The organism is Pseudomonas sp. SG20052, assembly GCF_031766055.1.
GTDB classification, from domain to species: domain Bacteria; phylum Pseudomonadota; class Gammaproteobacteria; order Pseudomonadales; family Pseudomonadaceae; genus Aquipseudomonas; species Aquipseudomonas mandelii.
Genome location: NZ_CP134498.1, coordinates 618,997 through 631,643, shown reverse-complemented (window position 1 = coordinate 631,643; position 12,647 = coordinate 618,997). Strand labels below are relative to the sequence as shown.

Below are 12,647 nucleotides of genomic sequence, written 5' to 3'. Positions count from 1 at the left end.
GGCTGTCAGGCCGCCTTCGCGGGCAAGCCTCGCTCCTACAGTGGAATGAGGGTACCTGTAAAAGAGATTGGTCGGGTGTCAGGCCGTCTTCGCGGGCAAGCCTCGCTCCTACAGTGGAATGAGGGTACCTGTAAAAGAGATTGGTCGGGTGTCAGGCCGTCTTCGCGGGCAAGCCTCGCTCCTACAGTGGAATGGGGGTACCTGTAAAAGAGATTGGTCGGGTGTCAGGCCGTCTTCGCGGGCAGGCTCACTCCTACAGTGGAGTGTGGGTACCTGCAAAGAGATTGGTCGGCTGTCAGGCCGCCTTCGCGGGCAAGCCTCGCTCCTACAGTGGAATGAGGGTACCTGTAAAAGAGATTGGTCGGGTGTCAGGCCGTCTTCGCGGGCAAGCCTCGCTCCTACAGTGGAATGAGGGTACCTGTAAAAGAGATTGGTCGGGTGTCAGGCCGTCTTCGCGGGCAAGCCTCGCTCCTACAGTGGAATGGGGGTACCTGTAAAAGAGATTGGTCGGGTGTCAGGCCGTCTTCGCGGGCAGGCTCACTCCTACAGTGGAGTGTGGGTACCTGCAAAGAGATTGGTCGGCTGTCAGGCCGCCTTCGCGGGCAAGCCTCGCTCCTACAGTGGAATGGGTGTACCTGCAAGAGATTGGTCGGCTGTCAGGCCGCCTTCGCGAGCAGGCTCGCTCCTACAGTGGAATGGGTGTACATGCAAAGAGATTGGTCGGCTGTCAGGCCGCCTTCGCGGGCAAGCCTCGCTCCTACAGTGGAATGAGGGTACCTGTAAAAGAGATTGGTCGGGTGTCAGGCCGTCTTCGCGGGCAAGCCTCGCTCCTACAGTGGAATGAGGGTACCTGTAAAAGAGATTGGTCGGGTGTCAGGCCGTCTTCGCGGGCAAGCCTCGCTCCTACAGTGGAATGGGGGTACCTGTAAAAGAGATTGGTCGGGTGTCAGGCCGTCTTCGCGGGCAAGCCTCGCTCCTACAGTGGAATGGGGGTACCTGTAAAAGAGATTGGTCGGCTGTCAGGCCGCCTTCGCGGGCAAGCCTCGCTCCTACGGGGGAATGTGGGTACTTGCAAAAAAGATTGGTCGGCTGCCAGGCCGCCTTCGCGGGCAAGCCTCGCTCCTACAGGGGAATGTGGTTACTTGCAAAAGAGATTGGTCGGCTGTCAGGCCGCCTTCGCGGGCAAGCCTCGCTCCTACAAGGGGTTCGCTGTACACGCTTCGCTCTTCACCACTCATCAGGCCGAGCGTTAGCTCGCCTGCAGCTCTTGATCTTGATCTACCCGCCCCTTTCGGGAGGCTGAGTGGAGGTGTTCATCCGGGGAGTGGCGCGCAGCGCCGTTCGACGCAGTCGAACACGCTGCATGTAGGTCGTCGCGAAGCAGACCGGAGGGCAGTGTCCCCGGATGGATACCGGAGCGAAGGTACGCCGAGCCTTAGCGAGGGGCCGGACGCTTGGGGCGAGACTTTTTGGTTCCTTTTGTGGCGTTTGACAAAAGGGACTCGCCGTAAGGGCAAAACCGCCAGCCGCCGTTACCGCAGAAACGGATATGTACCCGGTAAACAAGAACCTGGCCGGCTATCAGGCCGCCAAGTCCAAGATGAAAAGTCAGTACCCGTTCGACCCGAAATCAACCTGAAAATCAAACCCGGTGACCCGCTCAACACCCGTTTCAATCTGCCCATCCGGCAACAACCGCAACCAGCGATACCCCGGTGCCTGCTCCCCAACCTTGAAATCATCACTCCCAGGCTCAAACTGAATGCAAGTCGAAGGCGAAGCAATCAACCGCACCCCTTTGCGCACCTGATCAACCTCCTGATGCACATGCCCCCACAAAACAGCACGCACCTGCGGAAAGCGATCCAGCACCGCAAACAAGGCCTCAGGATTACGCAAGCCGATAGGCTCCATCCACAAACAGCCGATCAACACCGGATGATGGTGAAAGCAGACCAGATGATGCCGCTCCGGCGCCTCACTCAACGAACGCGCCAGCAACTGCAACTGCTCATCCTGCAAATAGCCCGGCACCGACCCCGGCACCGCCGAATCCAGCAAAGTCACCCGCCAGTTACCGACATCCACCACCGGCTCCAGCAATGCGCTTTGCACCGCCGCCTCGGCCATGATCCGCGGCTCATCATGATTGCCAGGAATCCAGCGCGCCGGTGCATCGAGCTGCCGGGTCAGGTCGCGAAACAGCTGATAAGACTCCAGCGTCCCGTCCTGAGACAGATCACCGCTGGCAACGATCAGGTCAATCTGCGGCTGCTGCAGGCGCACCAGCTCAATGACCTTTTGCAGGCTGTCCCGGGTATTCATGCCCAGCAACTTCCCGTCCGCTTCGGCAAACAGATGACTGTCGGACAGTTGCACCAGCAACGCCGAATCGGCGGTGGTCAATGTGGATACGCTCGGCAAGGCGTTCTCCCAGGCTGAATCACGGGATTGGATGAGTGCCGCAATTATGCTGGGGGACGATCAAAAGAGGAAACCTGTGAATCTGACGCAGTTCACACTCAGCGCACAACGGCGTACTCATGCCCACACGCCAGACAATGGCTCAGCCATTCACCCAGGAACATATTCAACTGGGCCTTTTCATCCGGCTGATGCATTGAGGCATTCGGGTAAGGATAGATGCCGCGAAAGCGTCGTGCATGTTCGGCGCTGACCACTTCGGCCATGCACGCATCGTGGTAGACCTGCACTTCCAGTTGCGGCACCGGCAGCCACGGCAGGCTGTGTTCCTGGCGCACTTGCAGGGTCGTGGTGTACGGACAGACCTGCAGCACTTCGAGAGCCAGTACGCCGAGCATCTGGTCGCCGTGAGTCACGGCAATGCGCCGCGCCTCGGGTTCGTTGCGCATGTCCGGCAGCAGTCGCATGAGGCGCGCGTAGTTGGCCTCGCAGGAGGCTTGCAGCCCCACGAGGTCCACCCTGTAACGATCGCGCAGCTTGTTTACGACCATAGCCCCCTCACTTCAGCGCGGTTCAAGGCCAACCATTGCAAGGCAATGATGCTTGGCGCGTTGGCAATACGTCCGTCGCGGACGGCCTGCAAGGCATCTTCGAACGCCCAGACCGTAACGCGGATATCCTCTGCTTCTTCCTCCAGCCCATGCAGGCCGCCGACTCCGGTGCTGTCGCAACGCCCCAGGTACAAGTGCACAAATTCGTTGCTGCCGCCCGGCGATGGAAAGTATTTGGTCATCGGCCAGAGCGCCCCGAACACAAGCCCAGCTTCCTCCTGCGCCTCGCGGTGAGCAACTTCTTCCGGCACTTCATCCTTGTCGATCAGACCGGCGACCAGCTCGATCAGCCACGGGTTGTCGGTCTTGCCCATGGCGCCCACGCGAAACTGCTCGATCAGCACCACTTCATCGCGCTGCGGATCGTATGGCAACACGCACACCGCATCATGGCGAACAAACACTTCACGATTGATCTCGCGACTCATGCCACCGGCAAACAACTCATGGCGCAAGTGCACACGATCGAGCTTGTAGAAGCCCTCGTAGCACTTTTCGCGCCGAACGATATCAACGGCGGTCGGAATGGCGTTGGCAAAATCAGTCATGACAATCCTCGTTTACTGCAAATCCATGAAGAGGCTCCAACCTCGACTTCGCGCCATCCTAACGCGCCCGCGCCGTTTGATGCAGCCCCTTTCCCGTCAGCGAGATAGACGGTGAGGGCGAAACCAACTCTAATTAGCTTAGTGGCGAACTGACTGCTTCGTTGAGAGTCGAAGCGGATAACTTTTTGCCTTTCCCTGTTTTACGAAGGACGCCCATGTCGCTTTTTAAAATCGCCTCCGTGGCCGCAATTGCCCTGACCCTGGGTGCCTGCCAGAGTTTGTTCCAACCCAACTACCGAGCTCCGCTGGAAACTACCCGCGACGCCACCGAAACACTGAAACCGGGTTGCACGACGCCTGACTGCCCGCTGGTGAACATCGATACGCTGCGCTTCCCGGCCGAGCCTCAGCTTGACGGTATTGTCGAAAAGCGCCTGTTGCAAATGACCCGCACCTCGCCCGAAGCCCCTGCGGCACCGACGCTGGCGGCCTATCGCGATGAGTTTTTGCGCACCGCTGGCCCGCGTAACAGCAGCTACCTGCAAGCCAAGGTACGTGAGCAGCATGACGGCTTGGTGATCGTCGAGTTTTCCAGCTACCTGGACACCGGCGGCGCACATGGCACACCAGGCCGCGGCTTCATCAACTATTCGCGCCAGCAGCATAAAGTGCTGACCTTGTCCGACATGTTGGTGCCGGGTCAGGAAGAGGCGTTCTGGAAAGCCGCGCAAGTGGCGCACAACAGCTGGCTGATCAGCACCAAGCTCGATCAGGAACCGGAGTTCGTGAAGCAGTGGCCGTTCCAGAAAACCCAGAATGTGGCGCTGACCTACGGCGGGGTGATCCTCAAGTACGAAGTGAGCACCATCGCGCCTTACGCGCTGGGCCACGTCGAACTGAAGATCCCCTACCCGCGCCTGAACGGCATTCTCAAGCCCGAGCTGTTTCCCGGCCGTAACTGAAGGCACGGCCCAGCACTAGCTGGAGCAACCCTGCCAGAATCAACGACGGCAGGGTTGCGCCGATGTCCGGATACAGATTGGCCAACAAATGATAAGTGCTCACCCCGCCCAACCAGGCGAGCAGCGCCGGCCAGCGCAACGCGGCTGACGCCACCTGAGCACTGCGTTTGCGCAGAATGAAGTGATCCACCAGCACCACGCCGAACAGCGGCGCAAACACCGAACCGATCAACAGCAGGAAGTTCTGGTACTGCGCCAGTGGCGCCAGGCACGCGATCAGTGTGCAAATCACGCCGATGGCCAACGCCAGATGCTCGACTTTCAAGCGCAACAGAATCCCGCTGGAGACAGCCGCCGAGTGAATGTCGGCGAAGGCGTTTTCCGACTCGTCCAACAGGATCAGCAACAGCGGAATGCCCAGGCCTGCACCCGCCAGCGCCAGCAACAAGGCATTCACTTCACCGCTCGGCGCGAACGCCAGGGTGTAGGCCACGCCGAGGCTCATCAGCCAGAAGTTGCCGATAAAGAAGCCAATCGCTGTACCGCCGAACACATTTTTCGCACGCTTGCCGAAGCGTGAGTAGTCGGCAATCAGCGGCAGCCACGACAGCGGCATCGCAATGGCAATGTCGAAGCCCACGGCGAAGGGCATCGAACCGTCACCGGCCTGTGCCCACAACGCGGTCAGATCGGCCTTGGCAAACAGGTTCCACGTCAGCCAGATGCACGCGGCCAGCAGCAGCCAGATACCCCACTTGCGCAGGATTTGTCGCACGAACGTCAACGGACCGCTGACGGCCAGCAAGGTCGCCAAACCACCAAAAAATACGGTCCAGAGCAGTGGATTCGACAGCAGGCTGCCTTCGCTGAACGCCCGCGCACCCAGCAAGCTGGCGGCGTCGCGCATCACGATGATTTCGAACGAACCCCAACCGATCAGTTGCAGCAGGTTCAGCACGGCAGGCAGGCTCGCGCCACGTTTGCCGAGGCTGAGCTTGAGCGCGGCCATCGACGACAGGCCGGTGTCGCTGCCGATCACGCCGACAGCGGCCAGCAGCAGAACGCCGACCAGGGTGCCGAGGAAGATCGCCAGCAACGAGCCGGACAGGCCCAGGCCTGGCGCGAGCAAGGCGCCGGTCTGCAGCACCATCAGGCCGATGCCGAGGGAGAACCACAGGGAAAACAGATCGCGACCGCCAAAGACACGTTTGTCCATGGGCACCGCGATGTCGGGGGAATAAGTGCCGGGTTGAATGCTCAAGGGTGTTATCTCAAATAAGAGCAGAGACAAGTTTCAAGCTGCAAGCTACAAGTTAGAAGCAAACCGCTTCTTCTTGCAGCTTGTCGCTTGTCGCTCGTGGCTAGATTTTCTTGTACAGCTGACTGCCTTCCTGCTTGAACCGCTCAGCCTGGTCCGCCAATCCCTGGGCGACTTCGGCGTCGACGGTTTCGATCCGTTGGTTAGCCGCGTATTCGCGGACTTCCTGGGTGATCTTCATCGAACAGAATTTCGGCCCGCACATGGAGCAGAAATGCGCGACCTTGGCCGAATCCTTCGGCAAGGTCTCATCGTGATACGAACGAGCGGTGTCGGGATCAAGGCCCAGGTTGAACTGGTCTTCCCAACGGAATTCGAATCGCGCCTTGCTCAAGGCATTGTCGCGGATCTGTGCGCCCGGATGCCCTTTGGCCAGATCGGCGGCATGCGCGGCGATCTTGTAGGTGATGATCCCGGTCTTCACGTCATCCTTGTTCGGCAGGCCCAAGTGCTCCTTCGGCGTCACGTAGCAAAGCATGGCGCAACCGAACCAGCCGATCATCGCCGCACCGATACCCGAGGTGATGTGGTCGTATCCCGGTGCGATGTCAGTGGTCAGCGGACCAAGGGTGTAGAACGGCGCCTCGTCACAGCACTCAAGCTGCTTGTCCATGTTTTCCTTGATCAACTGCATCGGCACGTGGCCAGGGCCTTCGATCATGCATTGCACATCGTGCTTCCAGGCGATCTTGGTCAGCTCGCCGAGGGTTTCCAGCTCACCGAATTGCGCGGCGTCGTTGGCGTCGGCAATCGAGCCCGGACGCAGGCCATCACCCAGCGAGAAGCTGACGTCGTAGGCCTTCATGATTTCGCAGATGTCTTCGAAATGGGTGTAGAGGAAGTTCTCTTTGTGGTGGGCCAGGCACCACTTGGCCATGATCGAGCCGCCACGGGAAACGATCCCGGTGACGCGTTTGGCGGTGAGCGGCACGTAGCGCAGCAACACGCCGGCGTGGATGGTGAAGTAGTCGACGCCCTGCTCGGCCTGTTCGATCAGCGTGTCGCGGAACAGCTCCCAGGTCAGGTCTTCGGCGGCGCCGCCGACTTTTTCCAACGCTTGATAGATCGGCACGGTACCGATAGGCACCGGCGAGTTGCGGATGATCCACTCGCGGGTTTCGTGAATGTGCTTGCCGGTGGACAGGTCCATGACCGTGTCCGAACCCCAGCGAATGCCCCAGGTCAGTTTCGCCACTTCTTCTTCGATGGACGAACCCAAGGCGCTGTTGCCGATGTTGCCGTTGATCTTCACCAGGAAGTTACGGCCGATGATCATCGGTTCCAGTTCGGTGTGGTTGATGTTGGCCGGAATGATCGCGCGACCGCGGGCGATCTCGTCACGGACAAATTCAGGGGTGATGATTTTCGGCACGCTGGCACCGAAGCTGTGACCGGCGTGTTGCTGGTCCAGCAGCCCGGCGGCGCGAGCCACTTCGAGCTTCATGTTTTCGCGGATGGCGACGTATTCCATCTCGGCGGTAATGATGCCTTTGCGGGCGTAGTGCATCTGGCTGACGTTGGCCCCTGCCTTGGCGCGGCGCGGGTTGTTGACGTGGGCGAAACGCAGCTTGGTCAGTTCGGCGTCGGCGAGGCGTTCCTGGCCGAAGTTCGAGCTCAGGCCGGGCAGGCGCTCGGTGTCGCCACGGGATTCAATCCAAGGCGAGCGCACATCAGCCAGGCCCTTGCGCACGTCGATGATGACGTTGGGGTCGGTGTACGGGCCCGAGGTGTCGTACACAACGACAGGCGCGTTGATCTCGCCGCCGAAGTCGGTCGGGGTCACGTCGAGGCTGATTTCGCGCATCGGCACGAGGATGTCCGGGCGGGAACCCTGGACATAGATTTTTTGCGAGCGGGTAAACGGCTGAACCGATTGTTGATCGACTTGGGCCGAGTCACTCAGGTTCGTAGTGTTTTTTAGTTTTATCGTCATCACGGGCTCTCCAGACAGCATCCAGGCAGTGGAATTTTGTCGGAGCGAACCTGTAACGAATGGACGCGACCAATCAGCCATAACGAAGCCGTTGGTGCTGTGCTCAGTGCTCGAGGGGTGTTCGATTGTCGAACAACATCCCGGACGAAGCACAAGAGGACTCGCCGGGTGACGAGAAATCTTGTTCCCTACGCAGGCGCTAACCTGATCAGGTTCAACGGGATCCGAAATTATTCGATCTCAGCCTCATAGCAAGGCACCCCGACAAGAACCCGGCCAGTCTAGACACAACTGGCAAAGAACGCCAACACCGCGGTAAACACCATGATGAATGGCGCAATTACCGGATTGTTGCCGTGCTTGGCGACAATTACACTCGCCAAGCCATGCTGCGCCTTGACGCTGTATGGGCCGCGCCGTAGCCTTGGCGCTCAAATTATCAGCGTAATTTTAGGGATGGCCTCATGCTGCGCAACCTATCACTGGCCCTTGCCGTGTCTTGTGCGTCCAATGGAATGGCCTGGGCAGCAGAAGCGCCCTTATCGACCAAAACCGATCTGGTCAGCGTCTACCAGGAAGCGGTGGACAACAACGCCGACCTGGCTGCCGCCCGTGCCCAATACGGTGCCCAGAAAGAAGTGGTGCCCCAGGCCCGCGCCGGTCTGCTGCCCAATCTCTCGGGCGGCGCCGAGCTCGCCAACGTGCGCACCACGATCGATCAGCCTTCGGCCACCGCCAACCGTAACGCTCATTCCTATCAAGCGACGTTGGCACAACCGCTGTTCCGTGCCGATCGCTGGTTCCAGTTCCAGGCCGCCAAGGACGTCAACGAACAGGCCGCGTTGCAACTCTCGGCAACTGAACAGAACCTGATCCTGCAGACAGCCGAAAGCTACTTCAACGTGCTGCGCACCCAGGACAACCTGGCCTCGACCAAGGCCGAGGAAGCGGCGTTCAAACGCCAGCTCGACCAGTCCAACGAGCGCTTCGATGTCGGCCTGTCGGACAAGACCGACGTGCTGCAGTCGCAAGCCAGCTACGACACGGCACGGGCCAACCGGATCCTCGCCCAGCGCCAGGTGGATGATGCGTTCGAAGCGTTGATCACCCTGACCAACCGCCAATACAACTCGATCCAGGGCATTGTCCACACACTGCCGATCCTGCCGCCATCACCGAATGATGCCAAGGCCTGGGTCGATACCGCGGCGAAGCAGAACCTTAATTTGCTGGCCAGCAATTACGCCGTCAGTGCTGCCGAAGAAACACTCAAGCAGCGCAAGGCGGGTCATGCACCGACCCTCGATGCCGTGGCGAAGTACGAAAAAGGTGATAACGACGCCTTGGGCTTCGGCAACCCGAACGCCTTTGGCCAGCCGTATGGCGGCAACGTCGAACAAACGACGGTGGGCCTGCAAGTGAACATCCCGATCTACAGTGGCGGCCTGATCAACTCCCAGGTGCGCCAATCGTATGCGCAACTGGACCAGTCCGAGCAGCAACGTGAATCCCTGCGCCGGCAAATCGTGGAAAGCACCCGCAACCTGCACCGGGCGGTGAACACCGACGTCGAGCAGGTGCAGGCACGCAAACAGTCGATCATCTCCAACCAGAGTGCGGTGGAAGCGACTGAAATCGGTTATCAGGTCGGCACGCGAAATATCGTTGACGTGCTGGATGCCCAGCGTCAGCTGTACACCTCGGTGCGCAACTACAACAACACCCGCTACGACTACATCCTCGACAACCTGCGTTTGAAGCAGGCTGCCGGCACGTTGAACCCGGGGGATTTGCAGGACCTGGCGCGTTATCTCAAGGCCGACTACAACCCGGACAAGGACTTCCTGCCACCGGATCTGGCGAAGGCTGCGGCGGCGCAGTTGAAGGCAAATCCAACGCAGTAAAAACCGGTTCTGTGGCGAGGGAGCTTGCTCCCGCTGGGCTGCGAAGCGGCCCCAACTCCTGCAACTCGCAGTTTCCTGACACACCGAGAAAGCCGGACTGACGACTGCTTCGCAGCCGAACGGGAGCAAGCTCCCTCGCCACAGGTATCAAGTCAAGTCGATCAACCGCCCCAACCCATCCAGTAGCCGCTGCAACGCGCCTTGATTGGTGCGCATCACTTTCAACCCAGCCTCCGCCATTCGCTGCGCATCGCGCGGCAATTCGAACAGCCGCTGCACCGCCAGCGCCAGGCCTTCGGCATCCTCCACTTCCTGCAACGCCCCGGCGCTGCGCAATTGTGCGGCGATTTCGAGGAAGTTGAACAGGTGCGGGCCGCACAGCACCGGTTTGGCCAGCGCCGCCGGTTCCAGCAGGTTATGCCCGCCGTTCGGCACCAGGCTGCCGCCGACAAACGCGCTGTCCGCCAAGGCATAAAGAAACAGCAACTCACCCATGGTGTCGCCCAGCAACACCGACGTATTAGCCGTGACCGGCTCGCCGGAGGAACGACGCACCGTGGCGAATCCCTGCTGCTGGCACAAGGCGAACACTGAGTTGAAACGCTCTGGATGACGCGGCACCAGAATCAGCAACGCATCGGGATGATTGGCCAGCAACTGACGATGGGCCGCCAGCACCACTTCGTCTTCACCTTCGTGAGTACTCGCGGCGATCCACACCGGGCGTTCCTGCGCCTGCCATTGCGCGCGCAATTCGGTGGCGCGCAGAAGCAATTGCGGATCGATGGTCAGGTCAAACTTGATCGAGCCGGTCACTTCGACAGTGTCCGCACGCGCACCCAGGTTAAGGAAGCGCTGAGCTTCGGCTTCGGTCTGCACCGCGAACAGGCTCATCTCGGCGAGCATCGGCTGGGTGAGTTTCCGGAAGCGGCCATAACCCTTGGCCGAACGTTCGGACAATCGCGCATTGGCCAACGCCACCGCAATCCCGCGCTTGGCGCACTGATGGATGTGGTTCGGCCAGAGTTCGGTCTCCATGATTACCGCCAGTTTCGGCTGGACCCGATCGAGAAACCGTGCTGCCGCGCACGGCAAGTCGTAAGGCAAATAGCAGTGCTGGATGCGCGGCTCGTTGGCAAACAGGGCATGGATGCGCTCCGAACCGGTCGGGGTCATGCAGGTCACGGTAATCGGCAGCTGTGGATAACGTTGCAGCAGGGCGCGAATCATCGGCGCTGCGGCAATGCTCTCGCCCACGGACACCGCGTGCACCCAGATGCCGCCCGGCTTCATCGTCGGCAGGCCGAGGGAGAAGCGTTCGCCAATGCGTTTGGCATACGCCGGCGCCTTGCGCGAACGCAGCCACAGCCGAATCGCTACCAATGGCAGCCCCAAGTAAAACAGCGCGGTGTAGAGAGTTCTATTCATGGCGGCGGAGTTTATCGGTTTTTTCGCCGATCGCCCGCAAATGCACGGCAAAACGTTCTGCCAGCCAACGAGCCGCCGGGCCGAGGGGTTCATCGCGGCGCCAGACCAGCTCAACAACCAGCGCCGGCGGGGTCCATTCGCTGTCCAGTTCGACCATCAGGTCCTGATACGCCGGGTACTGCACCACGTGCCGTGGCAGCCAGGCCCAGCCGAGGCCGCGCACCAGCCATTCGGCCATCACGTAGAAGCTGTCGGCCCGCCAGACCTGCGGACTGGCCGGCTCACTGCCGGGATAGACGCTGGACTGCGTGGACATCAGCAACTGACGGTGCTGCGCCAGTTGCTGACAATCAACGTGCGCCTGTTTCGCCAGGGGATGATGCACGCCGCATACGGTGAGCATTTCGACGCTGCCGAGCACCCGACGCTCAAGCGCTTCGGGGATCTGGTCGTGATAAAACAACAGTCCCAGATCGGCCCGACGCTCGACCAGTTTGCGCGCCACATCACCTTGAGCCGCACTGGTCAGCTGCACTTCAAGGCTGGGAAATTTGTCGGCCAGGGCTGCAAAGCTTTCGATGATCGGCTGATAGGGCATCGCCTCATCCTGAGCCACGCGCAAACGCGCTTCCTGTCCGCGCATCATCGCCAGCGCCCGGCCGTTTAGGCGCTCGCACTGACGCAATACTTCCCGCGCCTCCTCCAGCAAGGCATTGCCGGCCTCGGTGAGTTTCGGCTGACGGCCGCTGCTGCGGTCGAACAGGCTGACGCCGAGGTCTTCCTCCAGCAGCGCAATCGAACTGCTGACCGCCGACTGCGCCTTGCGCTGATCCCGTGCTACGGCAGAAAACGAACGCTGCTCCGCTACGCTGACAAACAGGCGCAGCTGCTCCAGATTCCATTGCATGCTCATGAGTCAACCCATCTTCAGAACAGATAGGTAATGACTTTACCGCATCTGGAGAATCTCTAGAATGCCGAACTCAGACAGCAACACTTCACACGAGGATGCACCTATGACCGCTTACTACTACCTGGCCATTGCCATCTGCGCCGAAGTGATCGCGACTGTTTCAATGAAAGCCGTCAAAGGCTTCAGCACCCCGCTGCCGCTGATTCTGGTGATTGTCGGTTACGGCATTGCCTTCTGGATGCTGACCTTGGTGGTGCGCAGCGTTCCGGTGGGCGTCGCTTATGCGGTGTGGGCCGGTTTGGGCATCGTGATGGTCAGCATCGCGGCGCTGTTTATCTACGGGCAGAAACTGGATGTACCGGCGATGCTGGGGATGGCGTTGATCGTATTGGGCGTCGTCGTCATCCAGCTCTTCTCCAAAACCGCTGGCCACTGACTGTCATCCCGATCCCCTGTGGCGAGGGAGCTTGCTCCCGCTCGGCTGCGAAGCAGTCGTAAATAGCCTGATGCGGTTTATCTGAATAACCGCATCGTTAGATTTTGGGGCCGCTTCGCGACCCAACGGGAGCAAGCTCCCTCACCACAGGTCCTGCGTATAGCCTCTGT

Annotated in this window: 10 protein-coding genes and 1 riboswitch; of the genes, 3 read left to right on the top strand and 7 right to left on the bottom strand. The window is 60.2% G+C overall.

Annotated features, from left to right (window positions below):
* Positions 1-1,608: 1,608 nt before the first annotated feature.
* From cpdA to RHP74_RS02850, 3 genes are all read right to left on the bottom strand, one after another.
* Positions 1,609-2,424: a 3',5'-cyclic-AMP phosphodiesterase gene (gene cpdA, locus RHP74_RS02860; RefSeq protein WP_083375186.1), complete on the bottom strand. Its 816-nt coding sequence runs from the start codon at positions 2,422-2,424 to the stop codon at positions 1,609-1,611.
* 98 nt (positions 2,425-2,522) lie between these two features.
* Positions 2,523-2,975 carry a DUF1249 domain-containing protein gene (locus RHP74_RS02855; RefSeq protein ID WP_008153350.1) on the bottom strand — a complete coding sequence of 151 codons (453 nt, stop codon included), beginning with the start codon at positions 2,973-2,975 and terminating at the stop codon, positions 2,523-2,525.
* A complete protein-coding gene (locus tag RHP74_RS02850) occupies positions 2,966-3,583 on the bottom strand; it encodes an NUDIX domain-containing protein (RefSeq protein ID WP_010464243.1) in 618 nt (205 codons plus the stop codon). The genes RHP74_RS02855 and RHP74_RS02850 overlap by 10 nt, the downstream gene beginning before the upstream one ends.
* Before the next feature lie 215 nt (positions 3,584-3,798).
* Here RHP74_RS02850 and RHP74_RS02845 point away from each other — a divergent pair, with 215 nt between their 5' ends.
* Complete coding sequence (locus tag RHP74_RS02845) at positions 3,799-4,545, top strand: RsiV family protein (protein WP_010464245.1); 747 nt, start codon at positions 3,799-3,801, stop codon at positions 4,543-4,545.
* Here RHP74_RS02845 and cytX read toward each other — a convergent pair.
* Positions 4,514-5,806 (bottom strand): putative hydroxymethylpyrimidine transporter CytX, encoded by a 1,293-nt coding sequence (gene cytX, locus RHP74_RS02840; RefSeq protein ID WP_311097704.1) that lies wholly within the window; start codon positions 5,804-5,806, stop codon positions 4,514-4,516. The two genes, RHP74_RS02845 and cytX, sit on opposite strands and share 32 nt — an antisense overlap.
* A gap of 100 nt (positions 5,807-5,906) precedes the next feature.
* On the bottom strand, positions 5,907-7,796 hold the full coding sequence (gene thiC, locus RHP74_RS02835; protein WP_010464250.1) for a phosphomethylpyrimidine synthase ThiC: 1,890 nt from the start codon (positions 7,794-7,796) through the stop codon (positions 5,907-5,909).
* 168 nt (positions 7,797-7,964) lie between these two features.
* Positions 7,965-8,070: riboswitch (TPP riboswitch) on the bottom strand.
* A gap of 190 nt (positions 8,071-8,260) precedes the next feature.
* Between thiC and RHP74_RS02830 the strand changes: the two genes are divergently transcribed.
* Positions 8,261-9,700, top strand: a complete 1,440-nt coding sequence (locus RHP74_RS02830; RefSeq protein ID WP_172792088.1) for a TolC family outer membrane protein — start codon at positions 8,261-8,263, stop codon at positions 9,698-9,700.
* A 147-nt stretch (positions 9,701-9,847) separates the two neighbouring features.
* On the opposite strand, the gene waaA is transcribed toward RHP74_RS02830, so the two are convergent.
* Together waaA and RHP74_RS02820 are read right to left on the bottom strand one after the other, a co-directional pair.
* A complete protein-coding gene (gene waaA, locus RHP74_RS02825; RefSeq protein WP_010464254.1) occupies positions 9,848-11,128 on the bottom strand; it encodes a lipid IV(A) 3-deoxy-D-manno-octulosonic acid transferase in 1,281 nt (426 codons plus the stop codon).
* Positions 11,121-12,041 (bottom strand): LysR family transcriptional regulator, encoded by a 921-nt coding sequence (locus tag RHP74_RS02820; RefSeq protein ID WP_311097700.1) that lies wholly within the window; start codon positions 12,039-12,041, stop codon positions 11,121-11,123. Before RHP74_RS02820 ends, waaA begins: the two co-directional genes overlap by 8 nt.
* Positions 12,042-12,144: 103 nt before the next feature.
* Here RHP74_RS02820 and RHP74_RS02815 point away from each other — a divergent pair, with 103 nt between their 5' ends.
* Positions 12,145-12,477: a multidrug efflux SMR transporter gene (locus RHP74_RS02815; RefSeq protein ID WP_010464258.1), complete on the top strand. Its 333-nt coding sequence runs from the start codon at positions 12,145-12,147 to the stop codon at positions 12,475-12,477.
* Positions 12,478-12,647: the final 170 nt, after the last annotated feature.